Raw genomic sequence first — 25,012 nt, 5'->3', positions numbered from 1 at the left:
GGATGGCCGGCCCACGGGCGCTCATCCCATCCGCACCATGTCCCTGTCCACACTATTCCCTGTCCGCATCGGAGCTCGAAACTCAATGACCATCTCCACCCCAGCGAAGACGGCACCGCAGGTCGCGATCAATGACATCGGCTCGAGTGAGGACTTCCTCGCCGCCATCGATGCGACCATCAAGTACTTCAACGACGGTGACATCGTCGAAGGCACCATCGTCAAGGTCGACCGCGACGAGGTCCTGCTGGACATCGGCTACAAGACCGAGGGCGTGATCCCCTCCCGCGAGCTGTCCATCAAGCACGATGTCGACCCGGACGACGTCGTCAAGGTCGGCGACGTGGTCGAGGCCCTGGTCCTCCAGAAGGAGGACAAGGAAGGCCGCCTGATCCTGTCCAAGAAGCGCGCACAGTACGAGCGCGCCTGGGGCACGATCGAGAAGATCAAGGAAGAGGACGGCGTCGTCACCGGCACCGTCATCGAGGTCGTCAAGGGTGGCCTCATCCTCGACATCGGCCTGCGCGGCTTCCTGCCCGCCTCGCTCGTCGAGATGCGTCGTGTCCGCGACCTCCAGCCGTACGTCGGCAAGGAGATCGAGGCGAAGATCATCGAGCTCGACAAGAACCGCAACAACGTGGTCCTGTCGCGCCGTGCCTGGCTCGAGCAGACCCAGTCGGAGGTGCGCTCGACCTTCCTGCAGACCCTGCAGAAGGGTCAGGTCCGTCCCGGCGTCGTGTCCTCAATCGTCAACTTCGGTGCGTTCGTCGACCTCGGCGGCGTCGACGGTCTCGTGCACGTCTCCGAGCTGTCCTGGAAGCACATCGACCACCCGAGCGAGGTCGTCGAGGTCGGCCAGGAGGTCACCGTCGAGGTGCTCGACGTCGACTTCGACCGCGAGCGTGTCTCGCTGTCGCTCAAGGCGACGCAGGAGGACCCGTGGCAGGCCTTCGCCCGCACGCACGCCATCGGTCAGGTCGTGCCCGGCAAGGTCACCAAGCTCGTCCCGTTCGGTGCGTTCGTGCGCGTCGAGGACGGCATCGAGGGCCTCGTGCACATCTCCGAGCTGGCCGTGCGCCACGTCGAGCTGCCCGAGCAGGTCGTCAACGTCGGTGACGAGACCTTCGTCAAGGTCATCGACATCGACCTCGAGCGCCGTCGCATCTCGCTGTCGCTCAAGCAGGCGAACGAGGGCCTCGACCCGACCAGCGAGGACTTCGACCCCGCGCTGTACGGCATGGCCGCCGAGTACGACGACAAGGGGAACTACAAGTACCCCGAGGGCTTCGACCCGGAGACCAACGAGTGGCTCGAAGGCTTCGAGGCGCAGCGCGAGGTCTGGGAGGCGCAGTACGCCCAGGCGCACGCCCGCTGGGAGGCGCACAAGAAGCAGGTCCTCGAGGCCGTCGAGGCCGACGCGGTCGCTGCCAGCGCGCCGGAGGGCTCCTCGTCGAGCTCCTCCTCCTCGAGCAGCAGCACCGGTGGTGGCGGCAGCAGCAGCAGCTACTCCTCGACCCCGGTCGAGGAAGCCGCCGGCACGCTGGCGTCGGACGAGGCTCTCGCCGCACTGCGCGAGAAGCTCACCGGCAACTGACACGGCACGGCACGACGGGCCGGTCACCTTCGGGTGGCCGGCCCGTCGTGCATCCGCCGCCGGCAGCCCGGTCCGCCGCAGGTGGTGCCGGTTAGGCTTGTCCCGTGCGGGATCACGCGAGCGGGAGGGTCTCCGACGCGGCTGTGCACCGGGTGGGACTGACCGGTGGCATCGCCGCGGGCAAGTCGACGGTCGCTGCCCGCCTGAGGCGGCTCGGGGCTGCCGTCATCGACCACGACGTGCTTGCGCGTGAGGTCGTCGCACCGGGCAGCTCGGGGCTCGAAGCCGTCGCGGAGGCCTTCGGTCAGGAGGTCGTCACGGTGCTGGGGGAGCTCGACCGGGCGGCCCTCGGTGCGCAGGTGTTCGCCGACCCGATGGCGCGCGAACGGCTCAATGCGATCGTGCACCCCTTGGTCACCGAGGCGGCGCGGGAGCGTGAGGCTGCGGCCGTCGCCGACGGCAGCACCGTCGTCGTGCACGACATCCCGCTGCTCGTCGAGACCGGGCAGGCCGGTCACTTCGACGAGCTCGTCGTGGTCGATGCACCACCGGAGCTCCGGGTCCAGCGACTCGTCGCGTCCCGTGGGCTGACCGAGACGCAAGCCTGGGACCGGTTGGCCGCGCAGGCGGACGACGAGGCGCGGATCGCGGTCGCCGACGTCGTCCTGGACGGCTCGGGGGCCGTCAGCGAGCTCGAGGACCAGGTCGACGCGCTGTGGGCGGTCTGGGCAGACCGGCACCCGGCCGGGTCCGCTCGATGACCCGAACGCAGACCGGGACCGTCCTGCTCACCGGGTTCGCCCCGTTCGACGGTCGGACGACCAATGCGTCGTGGGCGGCGGTCCAGGAGGTCGCCGGCACCTGGACAGGTCCACCGGAGCTGGTCGTGGTGCGCCTGCCGGTGTCGTTCCGTGGTGCCCGTCAGGTGCTGCGCGAGGCGGTCGCCGAGCATTCGCCGGCCCTCGTCGTGTGCGTGGGCGAGGCAGCCGGGCGATCGGCCGTCGGCCTCGAGCGGGTCGCGGTCAACCTGATCGACGCGCCGATCCCCGACAACGACGGCTCGGCTCCGGTCGACGTCCCGGTGATCGCCGGCGGCCCGACGGCGTTCCTCACGACCCTGCCGGTCAGGGCCTGCCTCGCCGCGGCACAGGAGCTCGACGTGCCCGTGGAGGTGTCGACCACAGCCGGGACGTACGTCTGCAACGCCACCTTCTACGCCCTGATGCACCTGCTCGACCGGACGCCCGCCGTGCCCACCGTGCGCGGCGGGTTCGTGCACGTCCCGTGCGTCCGGGAGCAGGTCCGGGTCGGGGAGCCGTCGCTGCCGACCCCCGATGCCGCGTCGGCGCTCTCGGCGATCCTGCGTGCTGCACTCGACCCCGCGTCCGGCGCGGAGCCCCGGCGGAGCGTCGGCACGGTGTCCTGATCCGGCGTGTCGGTGGGCCGTCGTACGGTTGACGCCATGCGTCCCGTGACAGACCTGCAGCGCCGTGTCGCGCCGATCGAGGTGATCTCGGACTTCCGACCGTCCGGCGACCAGCCCACCGCGATCGCGGACCTCACCCGGCGGATCAAGGCCGGCGAGAAGGACGTCGTCCTGCTCGGCGCCACAGGCACCGGCAAGTCGGCGACGACGGCGTGGCTGATCGAGCAGGTCCAGCGCCCCACCCTGGTGATGGCGCCGAACAAGACGCTCGCCGCGCAGCTCGCGACCGAGTTCCGTGAGCTGATGCCCAACAACGCGGTCGAGTACTTCGTCTCCTACTACGACTACTACCAGCCCGAGGCGTACATCGCTCAGACGGACACCTACATCGAGAAGGACTCGTCGGTCAACGACGAGGTCGAGCGGTTGCGGCACTCGGCGACCAACTCGCTGCTCACCCGGCGCGACGTCGTCGTGGTCGCTTCGGTGTCCTGCATCTACGGCCTCGGCACCCCGCAGGAGTACGTCGACCGGATGGTGCGCCTGTCGGTGGGGGACCGCATCGAGCGGGACCAGCTGCTGCGCCAGTTCGTCGGCATGCAGTACACCCGCAACGACATCGCGTTCACCCGGGGCACCTTCCGGGTCCGTGGGGACACCGTCGAGATCATCCCGGTCTACGAGGAGCTGGCCCTGCGCATCGAGTTCTTCGGTGACGAGATCGAGGCGATCCACACCCTGCAGCCGCTCACGGGCGACGTCATCCGGTCCGAGAGCGCGATGTTCATCTTCCCCGCGAAGCACTACGTGGCGGGCCCCGAACGGATGGAACGGGCGATCTCCGGGATCGAGGCGGAGCTCGAGGAGCGCCTGGCGGAGCTCGAGCAGCAGAACAAGCTCCTGGAGGCGCAGCGGCTGCGGATGCGCACGACGTACGACATCGAGATGCTGCGTCAGGTCGGCAGCTGCTCGGGGATCGAGAACTACTCGCGACACATCGACGGCCGCGGTCCGGGGACACCGCCGAACACGCTGCTCGACTACTTCCCCGAGGACTTCCTGCTCGTCATCGACGAGTCGCACGTCACCGTGCCGCAGATCGGCGCGATGTTCGAGGGCGACATGTCCCGCAAGCGGTCGCTCGTCGAGCACGGCTTCCGCCTGCCGAGCGCGATGGACAACCGTCCGCTGCGCTGGGAGGAGTTCGTCGAGCGGATCGGCCAGACCGTGTACCTCTCCGCGACCCCGGGTCCGTACGAGCTCTCGCAGTCCGACGGCGTGGTCGAGCAGATCATCCGACCCACCGGGCTGGTGGACCCGCAGGTCGTGGTCAAGCCGACGACCGGACAGATCGACGACCTGCTCGAGGAGATCCGGGTGCGGGTCGAGCGCAACGAGCGCGTGCTGGTGACGACGCTGACCAAGAAGATGTCGGAGGATCTCACCGACTACCTGCTCGAGAAGGGCGTCCGGGTGCAGTACCTGCACTCGGAGGTCGACACGCTGCGCCGGGTCGAGCTGCTGCGCGAGCTCCGCCTCGGTCAGTGCGACGTGCTGGTCGGGATCAACCTGCTGCGCGAAGGGCTCGATCTGCCCGAGGTCTCGCTCGTCGCCATCCTCGATGCGGACAAGCAGGGCTTCCTGCGCTCCGGGACGTCCCTCATCCAGACGATCGGGCGAGCTGCCCGGAACGTCTCGGGCGAGGTCCACATGTACGCGGACACCGTGACGAAGGCGATGGCCCAGGCCATCGACGAGACGACCCGCCGACGTGCGAAGCAGGTCGCGTACAACACCCTGAACGGCATCGACCCGACCCCGCTGCGCAAGAAGATCAGCGACGTGACGGACATGCTCCAGCGCGAGGACGTGGACACCGCCGAGCTGCTCAAGGGCGGCTACCGCAACGCGGGCCGGGGGAAGACGGCGGTCCCGGGCCGCGCCGGCGCCCCGGAGCCGACCGTGCGCTCACGTCTCGCCGCGGTGCCGGCGGCCGAGCTCGCCGACCTCATCCAGGAGCTCAGCGCACAGATGCACGGCGCGGCGGCGGAGCTGCAGTTCGAGCTCGCAGCCCGGTTGCGGGATGAGATCTCAGGGCTGAAGAGGGAGCTCAGGGACATGCAGGCCGCGACCGCGTGAGACGGGGGATCGCACGGCGGAACAGCCGCGCGCAGCACCTGCGAGCGGCGTCGTACCCAGGCTGCGATCCGGATGACCTATCCTTGGCCTTGTTGGAGGGGAGTACTCCCGTCGCAGTGGTGCCGTCATCACGGAAGGCCGAGAGGTCGGCCCGGTGCCATTGGTCCGAGCGTCGTGCAGGGCGCATCCGGGCGGAGGAGACCTCCGGTACTCGCTGCTACGTACCGGAGGTACATCTGTGACTGTTCCCCTGTGGGTCTGGGGCGTGACCTTCGTCGGCGCGCTGGGCCTGGTCGTCTTCGACTTCTACGCCCACGTGCGCACGCCGCACGAACCGTCGTTCCGGGAGTCGGCCATCTGGTCGGGCGTCTACATCGGCATGGCGATCGTCTTCGGCATCGGCTTGACCCTGGTGTGGGGGAGCGCGCACGGCGGTGAGTACTTCGCCGGCTACATCACCGAGAAGAGCCTCTCGGTGGACAACCTCTTCGTCTTCCTGATCATCATGACCCGGTTCGCCGTGCCGTCGATCTACCAGCAGAAGGTGCTGCTCGTCGGCGTGGCCATCGCCCTGTTCCTGCGTGGCTTGTTCATCTGGGCCGGCGCGGCGGCGATCGCGGAGTTCTCCTGGGTCTTCTACATCTTCGGTGCCTTCCTCATCTACACCGGCATCAAGCTCGCACGCGAGGACCACGACAGCGAGACGCCGTCGGAGTACCACGAGAACGCCCTGCTGCGACTGATCCGGCGGTTCGTCCCGACGACCCCCGAGTACCACGGAGACCGCCTCACCGTCTCCCGCAGCGGCCGTCGCCTGGTCACCCCGATGCTCGTCGTGATGATCGCGATCGGCTCGACCGACGTGCTGTTCGCACTCGACTCCATCCCGGCGATCTTCGGCCTGACGAAGGAGCCGTACATCGTCTTCACGACGAACGTCTTCGCCCTGCTGGGTCTGCGTCAGCTCTACTTCCTGCTCGGCGGTCTGCTCAAGCGCCTGGTCTACCTCTCCGAGGGCCTCGCGCTCATCCTCGGCTTCATCGGCGTCAAGCTGGTGCTCGAGGCCCTGCACACCAACGAGCTGCCGTTCGTCAACGGCGGCGAGACCGTGGCGTGGGCGCCCGAGATCCCGATCTGGGTGTCTCTGATGGTGATCCTCGGCACCCTGACGGTCGCGACGGCGGCGAGCCTGCTCAAGACCAGGCGGGACGTGCGCCGCTCGGCGGACGCCGAGGGCGCTCCGGCAGCGGACGCCCAGAGCGCGCCGGCAGACGAGCCGGCCGCGACGGCATCCGTTGACGGCTGACGGCTCGCCTCAGGCGTCGCGTGCCCAGGCGCCGATCACGATGTCCCACGGCCGGACGACCGTCCGGGCGATCAGTCCTTCCCGTGCGAACGGGTCACCGGCGAGCAGGCCGTCGATCGCCTCGGCGTCGTGCGCCGTCAGGATGAGCAGCGCACCGGGCTCACCGTCGGTGAACGGCCCCGAGCCGAGCAGGGTGCCGCGCTCGGCGAGCTCACGGAGGTACGCGCGGTGCTCCGGGCGGACCTCCTCGCGCGCAGCCGTGCGGTCGTCGTACGTGTACTGGACGGCGTAGATGGTCATGCCGGCATTGTGGCGGTGCACGGCCGCAGACATCACCTGCTCTCGACGTGCGGGACGCGACCGCCCCACCTACGTTCGGAAGCCGTACGGCGTGGCGCTGGTGCCCGAGCCCCCACGGGGGCCGGTCCGGCCGTGGACAGGAGGAGCACGTGCCCCAGGGGTCACCTGACGTCGTCCAGGGCACCGTCCTGGACGGGCGCTACCGGATCGACGAGTTCCTCGGTCAGGGTGGCATGGCCACGGTGTACCGAGCGCACGACGAGCTCCTCGGCCGCGACGTGGCGATCAAGCTCTTCCCGGCGACGCCGGACGTCGCCGAGTCCGAGCGCCACCAGGCGGAGATGCGGCTGCTCGCGCGGCTGAGCCACCCCGGGCTCGTCACGCTGCACGACGCCGGCTCCGCGCTGGCCGGCGGGCACCTTCCGCAGACCTACCTCGTGATGGAGCTCGTCGACGGCCCGACCCTCGCCACCCGGATCGCCGGCGGGCCGCTGTCGCCGGTGCACGCCGCCCGGGTCGGCGGGCAGCTGGCCGAGGCGCTCGTCACCGTGCACGAGGCCGGGGTCGTGCACCGCGACATCAAGCCGGCCAACGTCCTGCTCGTCGGTCGCGAGGTCGCCGTGGCGGGTTCCGACGCGGCCGTGACGACCGGACCGATCGTCAAGCTCGCGGACTTCGGCATCGCGCGGCTCACCGACGGTGCTCGCCTGACGATGACCGGGACGACGCTGGGCACCGCGATGTACCTGAGCCCGGAGCAGGCGGCCGGGCGGACGGTCGGACCACCCGCGGACGTCTACTCGCTCGGACTCGTCCTGCTCGAGTGCCTGACGGGCGCCAAGCCGTTCACCGGGACGCTGATCGAGCTCGCGTCGGTCCGGCTCAACAGCGACCCGACGATCCCGCCGGACCTGCCGGCCGGCTGGCGCGATCTCCTGGCGGCGATGACGCATCGGGAGGCCATCGAACGGCCCACGATGGCGGACGCCGCCGTGCGGCTCGCTGACCTGGCCGGGAGTGGCTCGAGCCCGGCGGGCACGACCCTGAGCACCGAACGCTTCACCGTGGAGCTGGCCGAGAGCACGGCCGTGCTCCCGGCGGCGACGGCGGGCTCGACCGGTCCACCACCGCGGATCGCGCCGGCGCCGGCCGATGCCGAGCGCACCCGCGCGTTCACGCCGGGCGAGGTCCTTGCCGTCGTGCGCGGGTCGCTCGAGCTCCCGCTGGACGACCCCGACGACGACCTCCCCGGGCCGGACAACCCGGCCACTGCCCGGCCCGGCGGGCCGCGGCGCCGTGCCGGGTGGCTGCACCGGCCTGCCGTCCTCGCGGCCGCCGCGGCGACGGTCGCGGTGCTCGCCCTCGGGGCCAAGCTGGCGCTCCCGGACGAGCAGGCCGCCGAGCCGGCCGCCGACCCGTCAGCGACCTCCGTGGAGTACCCGGTAGTGGACGGGTCGCTCGGCGCTGCGCTCGACGCGCTCGCCCGGAGCGTCGAGCCATGAGCGGCGTCGCCGGGGCGCTGCGGGCGATGGGCGGTGCTGCTGGGGGGCTCCGGGCCGTGAGCGATGTCGCCCGGGCGCTCCGGGTCGCCGCCGGAGGCCTGGTCCTTGCGTCCGCCCTCGTCCTGACCGGCTGCAGCGAGCCGGCGGCCGACCTGTCCGCCGCGACGGCCGAGGATCTGCAGGCCGGTGTCCTGGCTGCGGCGCAGGCGGCGTCCGCCCAGCAGTACGACGTCGCCGCAGCGGCGCTGGCCGACGTCCGCGCATCCCTCGAGGCGGCCGTCGACGCCGGCGAGGTCTCGGCGGCGCGGTACCGCACGATCGACGAGGCGCTGCTCCTGACGGAGGCGGAGATCGCCGCCGCGCGCGCGGCCCAGCAGGCGCAGCTGGAGGCCGATCAGGCGCAGCTGGAGGCCGATCAGGCCGCCGAGGACGAGGCCGACCCCGACGAGGACGCGGACGGCAAGCCGGACAACCCGGGCAAGGGCAACAGCGGGAAGAACGACGACTGAGGGACCGGCGACCGCCAGACCGGTGTGCGGACCGCCGGACCGGTGTGCGGACCGCCGGTCCGCCGGCCCCGGTGGTCCATCGGTTACCAGCCGCGAGCCCGCCACGCAGGCACGGCGTTCCGCTCTGCGCCGAGGATCGTGTCCGGGCCGTGGCCCGGGTAGACCCAGGTGCGGTCGTCGAAGCGAGTGAAGACACGCTCGACGAGGTCGTCCATCAGCGAGGCGAAGTCCTGCGGGTTCGCGGTGGCGCCCGGACCGCCGGGGAAGAGGCTGTCGCCGGTGAACAGATGCGCCCGTCCCGGTACCGCGTCCGGCGCGACCACGTGCTGCGGCTCGCGGTAGACGAGGGCGACCGACCCAGACGTGTGCCCCCGCAGGCCGACCACCTCGAGCGTGAGGTGGCCGACGGCCACGACGTCGCCGTGGTGCAGTCGTCGGTCGCAGACCACCGGGATCGCCGCGGCGTCGTCCGCCCCGCAGGCGTGGTGCGCGCCGGTCACGGTGTGCAGCGACTCGAGCGCGCCGTGGTGGTCGTGGTGCCGGTGGGTCGTGACGATCGTGTCGAGCCGGGCCGTGCCGGACCCCTCGCGGACGAGGGCGAGCAGTCGCTCGGGGTCCGCCGCGGCGTCCACGAGGAGCTGATGGCCGCTGGCGCGGCACGTGAGCAGGTACGCGTTGTTGTCCATGGACCCGACCGAGGCCTTGCGGATCGTGATCTCGTCGAGCTCGCGAACCGCCGAGGGGCCGCCCGGTCGGACGACGCCGGTATAGGTCATCTGCCCATCTTCCTCCGCCGACCGGCGGTCGGCATGGCGTCCGATCGTCCCGCCGTTCGAACATGTGTGCGGATGTCCTCGGTTCGCCGTAGCATGTCGGGGTGAGTGACCGCCTCGTCGTCCGTGGTGCCCGTGAGCACAACCTGCGCAATGTCGACCTCGACCTGCCGCGGGACAGCCTCATCGTCTTCACCGGCCTGTCCGGCTCCGGCAAGTCGTCGCTCGCCTTCGACACGATCTTCGCCGAGGGGCAGCGGCGGTACGTCGAGTCGCTGTCGGCGTACGCGCGCCAGTTCCTCGGCCAGATGGACAAGCCGGACGTCGACTTCATCGAAGGGCTCTCCCCGGCGGTGTCGATCGACCAGAAGTCGACGAACCGGAACCCGCGGTCGACGGTCGGCACGATCACCGAGGTCTACGACTACCTGCGGCTGCTCTTCGCCCGCGCCGGGACCCAGTTCTGCCCGGTGTGTGGCGAGCAGGTGAGCCGGCAGACGCCGCAGCAGATCGTTGACCGCCTGCTCGAGCTGCCGGAAGGCACCCGCTACCAGGTCCTCGCCCCGGTGGTGCGCGGGCGCAAGGGCGAGTACGCCGATCTCTTCAGCGAGCTCCAGTCGAAGGGGTTCGCGCGTGCGCGGGTCGACGGTGAGGTCCTCGCACTGACCGAGGCCCCGGCGCTGGAGAAGAAGCTCAAGCACACCATCGAGGTCGTGATCGACCGGCTCGTCGCCCGGGAGGGCGTGCAGCGGCGGCTGACCGACTCGGTGGAGACCGCCCTGACCCTGGCGGGCGGGCTGCTGGTCGTCGAGCTCGTCGATGCGGAGGCGGACGACCCGGGCCGGGAGCGACGGTTCTCCGAGCACCGGGCCTGCCCCAACGACCACGAGCTGGCGCTCGAGGAGATCGAGCCGCGGACGTTCTCCTTCAACGCGCCGTACGGCGCGTGCCCCGAGTGCACCGGCATCGGGACCCGGCTCGAGGTCGACCCGGACCTCGTGATCCCGGACGAGGAGGCGACCCTCGCGGCCGGCGCGGTCGCGCCCTGGGCGCAGACGTCCTCCGAGTACTTCCAGCGGGTCCTGACGGCACTGGCCGGCGAGCTCGGCTTCTCGATGGACGTCCCGTGGCGGGCGCTGCCGGAGCGTGCCCGCGAGTCGATCCTCTTCGGCCAGGACCACAAGGTGCACGTCCGCTACAAGAACCGGTGGGGCCGGGAGCGGCAGTACAGCACCGGCTTCGAGGGGGTCGTGACGTTCATCCAGCGTCGCCACGCGGAGACCGAGTCCGACTGGTCGAAGGAGAAGTACGAGGCCTTCATGCGGGAGGTCCCGTGCCATGTGTGCGAGGGCACCCGCCTCAAGCCCGAGGTGCTCGCGGTGCGGGTGGGTGGCCGGTCCATCGCCGAGGTGTGCAACCTGCCGCTGCGTGAGGCGCGTGACTTCCTCGCCGGGCTGGAGCTCGGTGAGCGCGAGCGCGCCATCGCGGCCCAGGTCCTCAAGGAGATCCAGGCCCGCCTGGGCTTCCTGCTCGACGTCGGGCTGGACTACCTCGCGCTCGACCGCCCGGCCGGCACCCTGTCCGGTGGCGAGGCCCAGCGGATCCGGCTGGCGACCCAGATCGGCAGCGGTCTGGTGGGCGTCCTGTACGTGCTCGACGAGCCCAGCATCGGACTGCACCAGCGGGACAACCGGCGCCTGATCGAGACCCTGACGCGGCTCCGCGACCTCGGCAACACCCTGATCGTCGTCGAGCACGACGAGGACACGATTCGCACCGCCGACTGGATCGTCGACATCGGGCCGGGTGCGGGGGAGCACGGCGGTCGTGTCGTGCACTCCGGGGACCTGGCCGGGCTGCTCACGGCGCCGGAGTCGGTGACCGGCGCGTACCTGGCCGGCCGCCGGGAGATCCCGATGCCGGCCGTGCGGCGTCCGGTCGACCCCGATCGCGCAGTGACAGTGATCGGCGCACGAGAGCACAACCTGCTCGGCATCGACGTGACCTTCCCGCTCGGCTGTCTCGTCGCGGTGACCGGTGTGTCCGGCTCGGGCAAGTCGACCCTCGTCAACGCGATCCTCTACACCGTTCTCGCGAACGAGCTCAACGGGGCGCGTCAGGTGCCCGGTCGGCACACCCGGGTCACCGGGCTCGAGCACCTGGACAAGGTCGTCCACGTCGACCAGGGGCCGATCGGCCGGACACCACGGTCCAACCCGGCCACCTACACCGGGGTGTGGGACCACGTGCGCAAGCTCTTCGCCGCGACGACCGAGGCCAAGGTGCGCGGCTACATGCCCGGCCGGTTCTCGTTCAACGTCAAGGGCGGCCGCTGCGAGGCGTGCTCGGGTGACGGGAACATCAAGATCGAGATGAACTTCCTGCCGGACGTGTACGTGCCGTGCGAGGTCTGCCACGGTGCGCGCTACAACCGCGAGACGCTCGAGGTGCACTTCAAGGGCAAGACGGTGGCTGACGTGCTCGGCATGCCGATCGAGGAGGCCTCGGAGTTCTTCGCCGCGGTGCCGGCGATCTCACGGCACCTCAAGACCCTCGTCGACGTCGGCCTGGGCTACGTCCGCCTGGGACAGCCGGCGCCGACCCTCTCCGGTGGTGAGGCCCAGCGGGTCAAGCTCGCCGCCGAGCTGCAGAAGCGGTCGACCGGGCGGACGGCCTATGTGCTCGACGAGCCCACGACGGGCCTGCACTTCGAGGACATCCGCAAGCTGCTCGGTGTCCTCCAGTCGCTGGTCGACAAGGGCAACAGCGTGATCGTCATCGAGCACAACCTCGATGTCATCAAGAACGCCGACTGGGTGGTCGACATGGGACCTGAGGGCGGTTCAGGTGGTGGCCGCGTGATCGCAGAGGGCACTCCGGAGCACGTCGCCTCGATCGAGACCAGCTACACCGGCCAGTTCCTGGCCAACGTGGTCGAGGCTGCGGCGGATCCTGTGGTGGGGCGCGTACGGCTCGCGGCCAGCGCCTGACGCGCGGACGCCGGTCGCCCGCCCTGCGGACCTGCCGACCTGCGGACCTGCCTGGTCAGCTCGGTGCCGCGACCTGGCTGACCCGCATCGGGGCCGGGTCGTGCCGGACGGGGAAGCTGACCGACCGTGCGATGAAGCAGTGCTCGTGGGCTCGCGCGTGCAGCTCGCCGAGGTCCTCGTCGCCGATCGGTCGTCCGTCGAGGCGCACCGGGGACGCGACGGTCACCGACGGGTGCAGGACGACCTGGGTGAACTGCCCGTGCCCTGCGGCCTCGACCCGCATCGTCCCGGTGGCGCGGTCGGAGTACCCGATGACCACGACGCCGTCGGACGAGGCCAGGTGCAGGAACCAGAGCATGTGGCACTGGGAGAGCGCCGCCACCAGGAGCTCCTCGGGCGTGTAGCGCGTTGGGTCGCCTCGGAAGCTCGGATCCGCGGAGCCGAGCAGACGCGGCTTGCCGGGGAAGTCGACCTCGTGATCGCGGCTGTAGCTCGTGTAGCTGGTCGTGCCGGACTCACCGGCGCCGGTCCAGGTCACGTCGACGTCGTAGGTGTGCAGGAGTCCCATCGGCCTACCGTAGCGGCCACCACGGGGAGATCGACCGGTCGGTGGAGCCCGGGTTCGGGCCGTGTGGGCGGCCTGATCTAGGCTCGACCCCATGGCCGATCCGGCGACCTACCGACCCGCACCTGGTCAGGTACCCGACTCCCCAGGCGTCTACCGTTTCCGGGACGAGCACGGCCGTGTCATCTACGTCGGCAAGGCCAAGAGTCTGCGGTCCCGGCTCGGCAGCTACTTCCAGGACCTGTCGGCCCTGCATCCGCGTACCCAGCAGATGGTGACGACCGCGGCGTCGGTGGAGTGGACGGTCGTCGGCACCGAGGTCGAGGCCCTCGCGCTGGAGTTCTCCTGGATCAAGGAGTTCGACCCCCGCTTCAACGTCAAGTACCGGGACGACAAGTCCTACCCGTACCTGGCCGTGACCCTGGCGGAGCAGTTCCCGCGGGTCCAGGTCATGCGCGGGGCCAAGCGCGCCGGAACCCGGTACTTCGGCCCGTACGGTCACGCCTGGGCCATCCGCGAGACCGTCGACCTCCTGCTGCGGGTGTTCCCGATCCGTAGCTGCTCGTCCGGTGTCTTCAGGCGGGCGGCGCAGTCAGGACGACCGTGCCTGCTCGGATACATCGACAAGTGCGCCGCACCGTGCGTCGGCCGGATCACGCCCGAGGATCACCGGGCCCTGGCAGAGGACTTCTGCGACTTCATGGCCGGGGACTCCGCCAAGTTCGTGCGCCGCCTCGAGCGACGCATGCAGGAGGCGTCGGCGGAGCTCGAGTTCGAGACCGCGGCACGCCTGCGCGACGACATCGCGGCCCTGCAGCGGGCGACCGAGAAGAACGCCGTGGTGCTGCCTGACGGCACGGATGCCGACGTCTTCGCGCTCGTGGGCGACGATCTCGAGGCTGCCGTCCAGGTCTTCCATGTGCGCGGCGGTCGCATCCGGGGCCAGCGGGGCTGGATCGTCGAGAAGGTCGAGGACGTCACCGACGCCGAGCTCGTCGAGCACCTGCTCCAGCAGGTCTACGGCGAGGGTGCCGGTGCCGAGGTCTCGGAGCACGCCTCGGCCGGCGCGGTCCGACCCGAGCGGGCCGCGCCGAGCACGAGTGCCGTCCCACGGGAGGTGCTCGTCCCGGTGCTGCCGCCCGACGTCGACCAGGTCACGGCGTGGTTGGGCGTCCTGCGAGGCTCGCGCGTCCAGGTCCGGATTCCTCAGCGCGGCGACAAGAGGTCGCTCGCCGAGACCGTGCGCCGCAACGCCGAGCACGCCCTGGTGCTGCACCGCACCCGTCGGGCCGGGGACCTGACCACCCGGAGCCAGGCGCTGCGGGAGATCCAGGAGGCACTCGGCCTGCCCACGGCTCCGCTGCGGATCGAGTGCTATGACATCTCGACCACCCAGGGCACCCACCAGGTCGCCTCGATGGTCGTCTTCGAGGACGGCCTGGCCCGCAAGTCCGAGTACCGCCACTTCGTCGTCCGCGGTCCGGACGGGGAGGGTGCCCGGGACGACACGGCCGCGATGTACGAGGTGATCACGCGGCGGTTCCGCCGCTACCTCGAAGATCAGGCACGCTCGGGTGCGCTCGACCTCGGCGAGCACGACGACGTCCAGCCGGGCGACGACGTCGAGTCGCACGGTGGTCTCGAGTCGCACGGCGGTGGCCGGCCGCACAGCGACGCGCCGGGGGGCGAGGTCCCCGCCGAGGTGACCGAGCGGCCCGGCCGGTTCGCCTACCCGCCGAACCTCGTCGTCGTCGACGGCGGGCAGCCTCAGGTGGCCGCCGCAGCGCGTGCCCTGGCGGATCTCGGGGTGGACGACGTCGCGCTCTGCGGACTGGCCAAGCGGCTCGAGGAGGTCTGGCTGCCAGGGGAGGACTACCCGGTCATCCTCGAGCGGAGCTCCGAGGGTCTGTACCTGCTGCAGCGGGTCCGGGACGAGGCGCACCGGTTCGCCATCCGGCACCACCGCACACGGCGGAGCAAGGGCATGACCGTCTCGGCGCTCGACACCGTCCCGGGCCTCGGGCCGGCCCGCAAGGCAGCCCTGCTCAAGCACTTCGGGTCCGTCGCGCGTCTGCGCGCGGCCACCGTCGAGCAGGTCGCCGAGGTCCCTGGGATGGGCCGGCGCACCGCTCAGGTCGTGCTCACGTCGCTCGGCGGGGACGGTGCGGCCGCGGCCGGCCAGAGGCCGGGCACCGCCGCGCCTGGCATGCTGGAGCCATGACCGGAGAGCCACCCCCCGAAACCGTGCCCACCGGCATCCCTGCACTCGAGGCGGCCACACCCGCCCCCCGCACCGAGCTGCCGGAGCTCCTGGTCATCACCGGCATGTCGGGTGCCGGACGCACCAAGGCGGCCGCGGTCCTGGAGGACCTGGACTGGTACGTCGTGGACAACCTGCCGGCGCAGCTGCTCACCCAGCTCGCCGGGATGATGACGGCAGCTCCTGGTGGTGTGAACCGGCTCGCGGCGGTCGTCGACGTCCGGGGCCGCGAGTTCTTCGCCGACCTGGTCAACGTCGTCGACTCGCTGCGCGAGGCCGGCCTGGACTACCGCATCCTCTTCCTCGACGCGTCCGACGCGGTCCTCGTGCAGCGCTTCGAGGCCGTGCGTCGCCCGCACCCGCTGCAGGGCGGCCGTCGGCTCCTTGACGGGATCGCCGAGGAGCGGGCACTGCTCGCCGGTGTCCGTGAGCGGGCCGACGCGGTGATCGACACCTCGGAGCTCAACGTCCACGACCTGGCGCGGGAGGTGCGGCTCGCGGTGGGTGGCGGCGCAGAGGACGCGTTGCGGATCAACGTCATCTCCTTCGGCTTCAAGTACGGCCTGCCGCTGGACGCCGACCACGTCGTGGACGTGCGGTTCCTGGCCAACCCGTACTGGATCTCCGAGCTGCGCCACCTCACGGGTCGCGACGAGCCGGTCCGGGACTACGTGCTCGGCCTGGACGGGGCCCGGGTCTTCGTCGAGCGCTACGTCGAGGCGCTCGAACCGGTGCTCGCCGGCTACCTGCACGAGGACAAGCGCTACGCGACGATCGCCGTCGGCTGCACCGGCGGCAAGCACCGCTCGGTCGCGATCGCCGAGGCGCTGGCCGGCGCACTGCGCGAGCGGGGCCATCGGGTCGTCGCCACGCACCGGGACCTCGGTCGGGAATGAGTGGCATGAAGCTGCTGCCCGCCGTGCCCCGGGAGTCGGGCTCGGGGCCCGCGGTCGTCGCGTTCGGCGGCGGTCACGGGCTCTACGCGAGTCTCTCCGCCCTGCGTCTGATGTCCGACCGGCTCACGGCCGTCGTGACGGTCGCCGACGACGGCGGGTCCTCCGGCCGGCTGCGGCACGAGATGGACGTCCTGCCGCCCGGTGACCTCCGGATGGCGCTCTCAGCGCTGTGCGACGACTCCGACTGGGGCCGCACCTGGCGGGACGTGCTGCAGCACCGCTTCCGGACGAGCGGTGACCTCGACCAGCACGCCGTCGGGAACCTCCTGATCGTCGCGCTGTGGGAGCTTCTCGGCGACCCGGTGCAGGGCTTGGACTGGGTCGGCCGACTGCTCGGCGCCCGAGGCAGGGTCCTGCCGATGGCCTCGGTGCCGCTGACCATCGAGGCGGACGTCGTCGACGACGGCCCGGACGGGTCCGCTGCCGACCCGGCTGCGATCGCGCACGTCGTGCGTGGCCAGAGCGCCGTGGCCGTCGCGCCGGGGCGCGTGCGCAAGCTCCGCCTGCTGCCGGACGACCCGCCGGCGTGCCCGGAAGCGGTCGCTGCGGTGGACGCGGCCGACTGGGTCGTGCTCGGTCCTGGTTCGTGGTTCACCTCGGTCCTGCCGCACCTCCTGGTGCCTGAGCTGTCGGCGGCGCTGCACCGGACGACCGCCCGCCGCTGCGTCACGCTGAACCTGCGGCCGCACGGCGACCCGCATGCGATGACCACCCTCGAGCACCTCACCGCGCTGCAGGAACACGCACCTGACCTGCACATCGACGTCGTGATCGCCGACCCGAGCGCGATCGACGACCTCGATGCGATGCAGCTCCGGGCGAGCTCGATGGGTGCTCAGCTGCTGCTGCGTCAGGTCCAGGTGGGGGACGGAACCGCCCGTCACGACGCGCTCCGGCTGGCCGCTGCGCTGCGGGATGCGTTCGAGGGCTTCCTCGGCGACGTCGGGACGGCTTCCCAGTGATGGCAGGATGACGGCATGGCACTGACGGCACAGGTGAAGGACGAGCTTGCTCGGTTGACCATCGACAAGACGTCGTGCCGCAAGGCTGAGGTGTCCGCGACGCTGCGCTTCGCGGGCGGGCTGCACATCATCTCCGGCCGCATCGTGATCGAGGCGGAGCTCGACACCGGGGTTGCTGCGCGCCGTCTACGGCAGTACATCGCCGAGGTCTACGGGCACACCAGCGAGGTCGTCGTGGTCAGCGGTGGCGGGCTGCGCCGGGGGACCCGCTACGTGGTCCGGGTGGTCAAGGACGGCGAGTCCCTCGCACGCCAGACGGGACTGCTGGACAACCGTGGCCGGCCCGTCCGCGGGCTGCCGCCCCAGGTGGTCTCTGCGGGCCTCGGCGAGGCCGAGGCGGCCTGGCGCGGGGCGTTCCTGGCACACGGGTCGCTGACCGAGCCGGGACGGTCCGCTGCCCTCGAGGTGACCTGCCCAGGGCCCGAGGCCGCCCTCGCGCTGGTCGGGGCCGCGCGCCGGCTCGGTATCGCCGCCAAGGCCCGCGAGGTCCGGGGCGTCGACCGGGTCGTGATCCGTGACGGTGACGCGATCGGGGCGATGCTCACCCGCCTGGGGGCGCACGACGCCGTCATGGTGTGGGAGGAGCGCCGGATGCGTCGCGAGGTGCGCGGGACGGCGAACCGTCTGGCCAACTTCGACGACGCGAACCTGCGGCGATCTGCGCGGGCTGCCGTCGCGGCCGGCGCACGGGTCGAGCGCGCGTTCGAGATCCTCGGTGACGACCTGCCCGAGCACCTTCGCGAGGCCGGTCAGCTGCGGCTCGCGCACAAGCAGGCGTCGCTCGAGGAGCTCGGCCAGCTTGCCGAGCCGCCGCTGACCAAGGACGCCGTCGCCGGCCGGATCCGACGCCTGCTGGCGACCGCCGACAAGCGGGCCGCGGACCTCGGGATCCCGGACACCGAGGCTGGTCTGACCCCGGACATGCTGGACGTCTGAACGGTCTGGACGGCCCCGTTCTCGGACGAACGTCCCGGCGTATTTCGGGCCTGTTACCTGTAGCCTTGCGTCATCTGGGGATCGAGGAAAGCTCGCGATCTGACCAGGCGCGTACAGCGCCGTACGTATCCGTAGGAGACCAATCTGCGTGTCGGCGGACCCGGCGCGCCCCGAGGAGGGCATTGTGACCATCCGCGTCGGAATCAACGGCTTCGGCCGTATCGGACGTAACTTCTTCCGCGCTGTCATCGAGTCGGGCGCCGACATCGAGATCGTCGGAGTGAACGACCTGACGGACAACAAGACGCTTGCGCACCTGCTGAAGTACGACACGATCCTCGGTCGTCTCGCGCAGGACGTCAGCTACGACGAGGGCTCGATCACCGTCGGTGGCAAGTCGTTCAAGGCACTGGCCGAGAAGGACCCGTCGGCTCTGCCGTGGGGTGCCCTCGGTGCCGACATCGTCATCGAGTCGACCGGGATCTTCACCGACGCGACCAAGGCGAAGGCCCACCTCGACGCCGGTGCCAAGAAGGTCATCATCTCGGCGCCCGCGAAGAACGAGGACGCCACGTTCGTCGTCGGTGTCAACCACACCGACTACGACCCGGCCACGCACCACATCATCTCCAACGCGTCCTGCACCACGAACTGCCTCGCCCCGATGGCGAAGGTGCTCGACGAGGTGTTCGGCATCGAGCGCGGTCTGATGACCACGATCCACGCCTACACCGCCGACCAGAACCTCCAGGACGGCCCGCACCGCGACCTCCGTCGTGCCCGTGCCGCTGCGGTGAACATGGTCCCGACCTCGACCGGTGCGGCCAAGGCCGTGGCGCTCGTGCTCCCGAAGCTCAAGGGTAAGCTGGACGGCTACGCCATGCGCGTTCCCACGCCGACCGGTTCCGCGACCGACCTGACCTTCACCGCCTCGCGCGAGACGACTGTCGACGAGGTCAACGCCGCGATCAAGGCCGCCTCGGAGACCCCGGAGCTCAAGGGCATCCTGACCTACACCGAGGACCCGATCGTCTCGTCCGACATCGTGACGGACCCGGCCTCGAGCATCTTCGACGCCGGCCTCACCAAGGTCTCCGGCAACCTGGTCAAGGTCGTCGCCTGGTACGACAACGAGTGGGGCTACTCCAACTCGCTGATCAAGCTCACGACCTACGTGGGCGAGCGTCTCTGACGCTGGTCCCCGCACGAGCAGCACGACCATGCGTCCGCGTGCGCACCGCGGCCCTCGGGTCGCGGGCGCACGCGGACGTCGTCATGTCCGGGCCATCGTGCCCGCCGGGTTGATCGACGGCCGACGGCCGCCCCTAGACAGGAAGTAGGAACCATGAAGACCATCGAGGACCTCGGGGACCTGCGCGGCAAGCGCGTCCTCGTCCGTTCCGACTTCAACGTGCCGCTCGACGGCACGACGATCACCGACGACGGTCGCGTGCGCGCTGCGCTGCCGACCCTCACGGCACTGCTCGGTGCAGGCGCGCGGGTCGTCGTCACGGCCCACCTGGGTCGCCCCAAGGGTGCGCCCGAGGCCAAGTACTCCCTGGCCCCCGTCGCTGCGCGGCTCTCCGAGCTGCTCGGCCAGCCGGTCGCCCTGGCGAAGGACACCATCGGCGAGTCCGCACGGGAGACGGTCGCCGCGCTCGGCGACGGGCAGATCGCGCTCCTGGAGAACATCCGGTTCGACCCGCGCGAGACCTCGAAGGTCGACGCCGAGCGCGCCGAGCTCGCCGACGAGCTGGCCTCGCTGGCCGACGCCTACGTCTCGGACGGCTTCGGGGTCGTGCACCGCAAGCAGGCGTCCGTGTACGACGTGGCCCTCAAGCTCCCGGCCGCAGTCGGCCGGCTCGTGCTCAAGGAGGTCGACTCGCTGCGCAAGGCGACCGACAACCCTGCGCGGCCGTACGTCGTCGTCCTGGGTGGCTCGAAGGTCTCCGACAAGCTCGGGGTCATCGCGAACCTCATGACCAAGGCCGACCGCCTGCTCATCGGCGGCGGCATGGCCTTCACCTTCCTCGCAGCCAAGGGCTACTCCGTCGGCAGCTCGCTGCTCGAGGAGGACCAGGTCGAGACGGTCAAGGGCTACCTCGCCACGGCAGCCGAGCACGGTGTCGAGATCGTCCTGCCGACGGACGTCGTCGTCGCCGACGGCTTCGCGGCCGACTCCCCGCACGACGTGGTCGCAGCCGATGCGATCCCCGACGGGCGGATGGGCCTGGACATCGGCCCCGACTCTGCCGAGCTGTTCCGGAACAAGATCCTCGACGCGAAGACCGTCGTCTGGAACGGTCCGGCCGGCGTGTTCGAGTTCGAGGCGTTCTCCGGCGGGACCCGGGCTGTCGCCCAGGCGCTGGTGGATGCCGGGACCCGGGGCGCGTTCACGATCGTCGGCGGCGGCGACTCCGCCGCAGCGGTCCGGATCCTCGGCTTCGACGAGGCCGGCTTCGGTCACATCTCGACCGGTGGCGGCGCGAGCCTCGAGTTCCTCGAGGGCAAGACCCTGCCCGGTATCGCAGTGCTCGACCAGCCGACGGAGGCCTGACCTGTGGCAACCACCCGTACCCCGCTGATGGCGGGGAACTGGAAGATGAACCTGGACCACCACCAGGCGACCCACCTCGTGCAGAAGCTCGCGTGGACGCTCAAGGACGCCAAGCACGACTACTCGACGGTCGAGGTCAGCGTGCTGGTGCCGTTCACCGACCTGCGGTCGGTGCAGACGCTCGTCGACGCGGACAAGTACGCGCTGACCTACGGCGCGCAGGACGTCTCGGCGCACACCGAGGGCGCCTACACCGGCGAGATCTCGCCGGTGATGCTCGCGAAGCTGGGCGTGACGTACGTCGCGGTGGGCCACTCCGAGCGGCGTCAGTTCCACGCGGAGGACGACGCGCTCTGCGCTGCGAAGGTGACGTCGGCCTTCAGCCAGGGTCTCGTGCCGATCCTCTGCGTGGGCGAGGGCCTGGACATCCGCAAGGCAGGCGACCAGGTGGCCTACACGCTCGCTCAGGTCGAGGGTGGCCTCGCGGGTCTCGCGGCCGAGCAGGCCGCCAAGATCGTCATCGCGTACGAGCCCGTCTGGGCCATCGGCACCGGTGAGGTCGCGACGCCCGAGGACGCGCAGGAGGTCTGCGAGGCGATCCGCGTCAAGGTCGCCGAGCTGTACAGCCAGGAGCTCGCCGACGGTGTCCGCGTGCTCTACGGCGGTTCGGTCAAGTCCGGCAACGTCGCGTCGATCATGGCGAAGCCGGATGTCGACGGAGCCCTCGTCGGCGGGGCGAGCCTCGACCCCGAGGAGTTCGCCAAGATCGTGCGCTACCAGTCCCACCAGGTGGGTCTGTAGTCACCAGCACGAGCCGGTGATCATGCAGCTCGCCGCCACCGATGTCGGCGAGCTGCATGATCACCCGTCACGTGTTCGTCGGATCGGCCAACCGTCGCCTATCCTTGTGCGGGCGCCCGCCGGCGCCGCCAGCCCGTCGAGTGAGGACGTACGAACCACGTGACCGCACTGACCATCGTGTTGCAGATCTTGCTGGTCCTGACCAGCTTCCTCGTCGTCGCGCTCGTCCTGCTCCACAAGGGCAAGGGCGGCGGCCTGTCGGACATGTTCGGCGGTGGCATCTCGAGCACGGCGGGCAGCTCCGGCGTGGCCGAGCGCAACCTCAACCGGCTCACCATCGGGCTGGCGGTCCTCTGGGCCGTCGTCATCGTGCTGCTGGGCCTGATCCAGCGCGTCAGCGTCTGATACCGGAGGACCGATCGTGGCAAGCGGTAGTGCGATCCGAGGTTCCCGTGTCGGAGCCGGCCCGATGGGCGAGGCAGAACGGGGCGAGTCCGCTCCACGGTTCTGGGTCTCCTACTGGTGCGCGAACGGCCACGAGACCAAGCCCAGCTTCTCCGAGGAGGCCGGTGCCGACGCGCCGGAGACCTGGGACTGCCCGCGCTGCGGCTACCCGGCCGGGCAGGACCGCGAGAACCCGCCGTCGCCCAGCCGCAACGAGCCGTACAAGACGCACCTGGCCTACGTGAAGGAGCGTCGCAGCGACGAGGACGGCGCGGCGATCCTCGACGAGGCCCTCGCTGCACTCCGGGCCCGCCGCGGCCTCTGAGCCCGGTCGGCGGGACGGCGCGCGGCCGGCGGGACGGCGCACCGGCTGACCGCACGGCACCCGTTCAGGGGCCGACGCGCACGAGCATGAAGCCGTCGTAACCCTTGGTGCCGACCGTCTGGATGACGGTCCCGGCCAGGCGCGGATCGACGGCGACCCGATCGATCACCGCGCGTGAGCCGCGCACCCGCTCGTCGGTGCTGTCCGCGTCGGCGACCGTCCCGTCGCGGACCACGTTGTCCACGATGATCACCGCACCGGGTCGGGTCAGGTCGAGCGAGAGCTCCAGGTACCTCACGTTGGACGGTTTGTCGGCGTCCAGGAAGACGAGGTCGAACGGCGGGACGCCCTGCGCGACGAGGTCGACGAGGCTCTGCTCGGCCGGACCGACCCGGACCTCGACGACTCCCGCGAGGCCGGCCCGCTCGAGGTTCGACCGGGCGATCGCCGCGTGCACGGGATCGATCTCGAGGGTCGTCAGGTGCGGCTCGACACCACCGTCCGCACCGGTGGGGAGCCCGCGCGCCAGGCAGATCGTGCTGTAGCCGGCCAGGGTGCCGACCTCGAGCACGCGTCGGGCGCCGCACAGCTGCGTGAGCAGCTGGAGCAGGCGTCCTTGCGTCGCCGAGACCTGGATCGGTGGCAGACCGGCCGCCTCCGCTGCGGCGTTGGCCGCCACGAGCACGTCGTCCTGCGGGACGAGCGCCTCGAGATATGTGTCGACGGCGGTCCAGGTTGCGTGGTCCATCGCTTCTCCCAGGTCGGCACGCCCGGTCCGACGGGCGCAGGTCTGTGGCGGTGCCCCGGTCCGACGGCCCGGAGCGTTCGGGGCGACTCAGCCCGCTGCCGCGGCGTCCAGCAGCCAGAGCGTCCGACGACGGCCGAGAGCCCCGGCGGCGGGTGTCCGGTGCAGGTCGTCGCCGCCCAGGGCGCGGACGGCGGCTGCAGCCTTGTCGGCGCCTGCCACGGCCAGCCACACCTCGTCGGCGGCCTCGATCGCAGCGAACGTCAGGCTGACGCGCTCGGCCGGTGGCTTGGGGGCGCCGTGCACCCCCACCACCGTGCGATCGACGGCGTCGAGGGCCGCGTTCCCGGGGAAGAGCGAGGCGACGTGCCCGTCCGGGCCCATGCCGAGCAGCACGACGTCGAAGTGCGGTACCGCCGGCCCGGCGTCGTCCCCGCCGTTCGAGCCGGCACTGTCAGTCGAGCCGGCACCGTCCGTCGATCCGGCACCGTCAGGCGTCGGGGCGAAGGCTGCGAGCTCGTCGGCGTAGGCCGCCGCCGAGTCCTCGGGCGAGTCGATTCCCGGGGCGTCGGCCGCCGGCATCGGGTGCACGTTCCGGTCCGGGATCGGCAGGTGGACGATCAGCGCCGCCCTGCCCTGCGTCTCGTTGCGCTCAGGGTCACCGGCGGGCAGGAACCGCTCGTCGCCCCACCACAGGTGCACGCCGGTCCAGTCCACCGCGTGCCGCAACGGGGAGGCGGCGACGGCGGCGAGGGTCGCGATGCCGACGGTGCCACCGGTCAGCGCGGCGTGCACGGGTCGGTGGACGGACTGGGCGTCGATCAGCCGGAGCAGCAGCCGGGCAGCGGTCGCCTCCGCGAGCGTCGTCGCGTCGGGGTGCGCGATCACGGTGCGGGCGGTCATGCCGCGCCGATCCGCTCGAGGCCGTCGACGAGCACCTCGCCGTAGACCTCGTCGGGGTCCAGCCGCCGGAGCTCCTCGGAGAGGCACTCGCGCAGCTCGCGCATCGGCATGGAGGTGTGGCGCAGCGGCTGTCCCGGCTGCAGGAGCGTCGCCGTCCGGCCGTCCGGACGCTCGATGACGATCGGACCGGACGCACGGTCCAGCACGACCTTCGTGATGCCCTGGACACCCTCCTGCCGGACGATGTCGACCGGGCAGCGCAGCGCGTGCGCGAGCCATGCCGCGAGCAGCACGACGGAGGGGTGGGTGTCGTGGCCGCTGACCTCGGCGTGGACGACGGGCTCGTGCGGCGGCTGGTCCAGCGACGCCGCCAGCAGGCCCCGCCACACCGTCAGACGGGTCCAGGCCAGGTCGGTGTCGCCCGCCACATGGTCCGCACGCAGCCGCCGGAGGCTCTTCAGCGGGTCGGAGCAGGCCAGGCTGTCGGTGATGCGTCGTTGCGCCATCCGACCGATCGGGTGCTCCGCGGGGTTCTCGGGCAGCTCGTTCGGCCACCAGACCACGATCGGCGCATCCGGCAGCAGCAGCGGCATCACGAGGGTGTCGGCGTGCGTGAGCATGTCCTGCGATGCGGTGAGCACGATCACCTCGCTGGCGCCGGCGTCACCGCCGACCCGGATCTGGGCGTCGAGCTTCGACGTCGTCCGGCTGGGCTTGCGTGCCAGCACCAGCACGCGGCACGGGTGCTCGCGGCTGGCGTCGTTCGCGGCGTCGACGGCCTGCTCGACGTCTCCGGCCTCGGCGTCGATCACGAGGGTCAGGACGCGGCCGAGAGCGACCGCGCCGCCCTCGTCGCGCAGCCGGAGCAGGGCCCTGGTCACCGCGGTGGTCGTGGTGTCCGGAAGGTCGAGGATCATCGGGACCCCTCTCGGGTCGTGGTGCCGGCTGTCGAGCCGGCC

At 71.0% G+C, this 25,012-nt stretch carries 23 protein-coding genes; 17 read left to right on the top strand and 6 right to left on the bottom strand.

Features of this window, described 5'->3' with window-relative positions:
* Window positions 1–85: 85 nt before the first annotated feature.
* The 5 genes from rpsA (at window position 86) to K415_RS0118265 (ending at window position 6,465) form a co-directional block, all read left to right on the top strand.
* Window positions 86–1,594: a 30S ribosomal protein S1 gene (gene rpsA / locus K415_RS0118285; protein WP_024288474.1), complete on the top strand. Its 1,509-nt coding sequence runs from the start codon at window positions 86–88 to the stop codon at window positions 1,592–1,594.
* Between the two features lie 143 nt (window positions 1,595–1,737).
* On the top strand, window positions 1,738–2,355 hold the full coding sequence (coaE, locus tag K415_RS0118280) for a dephospho-CoA kinase (RefSeq protein ID WP_024288473.1): 618 nt from the start codon (window positions 1,738–1,740) through the stop codon (window positions 2,353–2,355).
* Window positions 2,352–3,020 (top strand): hypothetical protein, encoded by a 669-nt coding sequence (locus K415_RS0118275; protein ID WP_024288472.1) that lies wholly within the window; start codon window positions 2,352–2,354, stop codon window positions 3,018–3,020. Before coaE ends, K415_RS0118275 begins: the two co-directional genes overlap by 4 nt.
* Window positions 3,021–3,056: 36 nt before the next feature.
* On the top strand, window positions 3,057–5,159 hold the full coding sequence (gene uvrB / locus K415_RS0118270) for an excinuclease ABC subunit UvrB (protein WP_024288471.1): 2,103 nt from the start codon (window positions 3,057–3,059) through the stop codon (window positions 5,157–5,159).
* 238 nt (window positions 5,160–5,397) lie between these two features.
* Complete coding sequence (locus K415_RS0118265) at window positions 5,398–6,465, top strand: TerC family protein (protein WP_024288470.1); 1,068 nt, start codon at window positions 5,398–5,400, stop codon at window positions 6,463–6,465.
* A 9-nt stretch (window positions 6,466–6,474) separates the two neighbouring features.
* Here the strand turns inward: K415_RS0118265 and K415_RS0118260 are convergent, their stop codons facing one another.
* Window positions 6,475–6,765 carry a YciI family protein gene (locus K415_RS0118260; protein ID WP_024288469.1) on the bottom strand — a complete coding sequence of 97 codons (291 nt, stop codon included), beginning with the start codon at window positions 6,763–6,765 and terminating at the stop codon, window positions 6,475–6,477.
* Between the two features lie 149 nt (window positions 6,766–6,914).
* Between K415_RS0118260 and K415_RS0118255 the strand changes: the two genes are divergently transcribed.
* A complete protein-coding gene (locus tag K415_RS0118255; RefSeq protein WP_024288468.1) occupies window positions 6,915–8,267 on the top strand; it encodes a serine/threonine-protein kinase in 1,353 nt (450 codons plus the stop codon).
* Entirely contained in the window at window positions 8,264–8,776 is a 513-nt protein-coding gene (locus tag K415_RS0118250; RefSeq protein ID WP_024288467.1) for a hypothetical protein, read from the top strand. The genes K415_RS0118255 and K415_RS0118250 overlap by 4 nt, the downstream gene beginning before the upstream one ends.
* Before the next feature lie 83 nt (window positions 8,777–8,859).
* On the opposite strand, the gene K415_RS0118245 is transcribed toward K415_RS0118250, so the two are convergent.
* Complete coding sequence (locus K415_RS0118245) at window positions 8,860–9,552, bottom strand: MBL fold metallo-hydrolase (protein WP_024288466.1); 693 nt, start codon at window positions 9,550–9,552, stop codon at window positions 8,860–8,862.
* A gap of 101 nt (window positions 9,553–9,653) precedes the next feature.
* On the opposite strand from K415_RS0118245, the gene uvrA reads away from it, so the two are divergent.
* The gene (uvrA, locus tag K415_RS0118240) at window positions 9,654–12,539 is read left to right on the top strand and encodes an excinuclease ABC subunit UvrA (RefSeq protein WP_024288465.1); all 2,886 of its coding nucleotides are present in this window, start codon (window positions 9,654–9,656) and stop codon (window positions 12,537–12,539) included.
* A 55-nt stretch (window positions 12,540–12,594) separates the two neighbouring features.
* Here the strand turns inward: uvrA and K415_RS0118235 are convergent, their stop codons facing one another.
* On the bottom strand, window positions 12,595–13,107 hold the full coding sequence (locus tag K415_RS0118235; RefSeq protein WP_024288464.1) for an OsmC family protein: 513 nt from the start codon (window positions 13,105–13,107) through the stop codon (window positions 12,595–12,597).
* 91 nt (window positions 13,108–13,198) lie between these two features.
* On the opposite strand from K415_RS0118235, the gene uvrC reads away from it, so the two are divergent.
* The 9 genes from uvrC (at window position 13,199) to K415_RS0118190 (ending at window position 22,405) form a co-directional block, all read left to right on the top strand.
* Window positions 13,199–15,325, top strand: a complete 2,127-nt coding sequence (gene uvrC / locus K415_RS0118230) for an excinuclease ABC subunit UvrC (protein WP_024288463.1) — start codon at window positions 13,199–13,201, stop codon at window positions 15,323–15,325.
* Window positions 15,322–16,260, top strand: coding sequence for an RNase adapter RapZ (rapZ, locus tag K415_RS0118225; RefSeq protein WP_024288462.1), 939 nt, complete (start codon window positions 15,322–15,324; stop codon window positions 16,258–16,260). The genes uvrC and rapZ overlap by 4 nt, the downstream gene beginning before the upstream one ends.
* A gap of 5 nt (window positions 16,261–16,265) precedes the next feature.
* Complete coding sequence (gene yvcK, locus K415_RS0118220; RefSeq protein WP_024288461.1) at window positions 16,266–17,282, top strand: uridine diphosphate-N-acetylglucosamine-binding protein YvcK; 1,017 nt, start codon at window positions 16,266–16,268, stop codon at window positions 17,280–17,282.
* Window positions 17,283–17,297: 15 nt separating this feature from the next.
* Complete coding sequence (whiA, locus tag K415_RS0118215; RefSeq protein WP_024288460.1) at window positions 17,298–18,278, top strand: DNA-binding protein WhiA; 981 nt, start codon at window positions 17,298–17,300, stop codon at window positions 18,276–18,278.
* 184 nt (window positions 18,279–18,462) lie between these two features.
* Entirely contained in the window at window positions 18,463–19,470 is a 1,008-nt protein-coding gene (gene gap, locus K415_RS0118210; protein ID WP_024288459.1) for a type I glyceraldehyde-3-phosphate dehydrogenase, read from the top strand.
* Between the two features lie 153 nt (window positions 19,471–19,623).
* Entirely contained in the window at window positions 19,624–20,835 is a 1,212-nt protein-coding gene (gene pgk, locus K415_RS0118205; protein WP_024288458.1) for a phosphoglycerate kinase, read from the top strand.
* A gap of 3 nt (window positions 20,836–20,838) precedes the next feature.
* Complete coding sequence (tpiA, locus tag K415_RS0118200) at window positions 20,839–21,636, top strand: triose-phosphate isomerase (protein WP_024288457.1); 798 nt, start codon at window positions 20,839–20,841, stop codon at window positions 21,634–21,636.
* Between the two features lie 159 nt (window positions 21,637–21,795).
* Window positions 21,796–22,041, top strand: coding sequence for a preprotein translocase subunit SecG (secG, locus tag K415_RS0118195; protein WP_024288456.1), 246 nt, complete (start codon window positions 21,796–21,798; stop codon window positions 22,039–22,041).
* A 16-nt stretch (window positions 22,042–22,057) separates the two neighbouring features.
* Window positions 22,058–22,405, top strand: coding sequence for an RNA polymerase-binding protein RbpA (locus K415_RS0118190; RefSeq protein ID WP_034661386.1), 348 nt, complete (start codon window positions 22,058–22,060; stop codon window positions 22,403–22,405).
* Window positions 22,406–22,469: 64 nt separating this feature from the next.
* On the opposite strand, the gene K415_RS0118185 is transcribed toward K415_RS0118190, so the two are convergent.
* The 3 genes from K415_RS0118185 to K415_RS0118175 form a co-directional block, all read right to left on the bottom strand.
* Window positions 22,470–23,153: an O-methyltransferase gene (locus tag K415_RS0118185; protein ID WP_029664115.1), complete on the bottom strand. Its 684-nt coding sequence runs from the start codon at window positions 23,151–23,153 to the stop codon at window positions 22,470–22,472.
* Between the two features lie 87 nt (window positions 23,154–23,240).
* A complete protein-coding gene (locus K415_RS0118180) occupies window positions 23,241–24,053 on the bottom strand; it encodes a 6-phosphogluconolactonase (protein ID WP_029664114.1) in 813 nt (270 codons plus the stop codon).
* Window positions 24,050–24,970, bottom strand: coding sequence for a glucose-6-phosphate dehydrogenase assembly protein OpcA (locus tag K415_RS0118175; RefSeq protein ID WP_024288454.1), 921 nt, complete (start codon window positions 24,968–24,970; stop codon window positions 24,050–24,052). Before K415_RS0118175 ends, K415_RS0118180 begins: the two co-directional genes overlap by 4 nt.
* Window positions 24,971–25,012 lie beyond the last annotated feature (42 nt).

It is taken from the genome of Cellulomonas sp. KRMCY2, from assembly GCF_000526515.1.
In the GTDB taxonomy this organism is placed as follows: Bacteria; Actinomycetota; Actinomycetes; order Actinomycetales; family Cellulomonadaceae; genus Actinotalea.
Note: the sequence above shows the minus strand (reverse complement) of the source record. Positions and strands in the feature narration are given on the sequence as shown.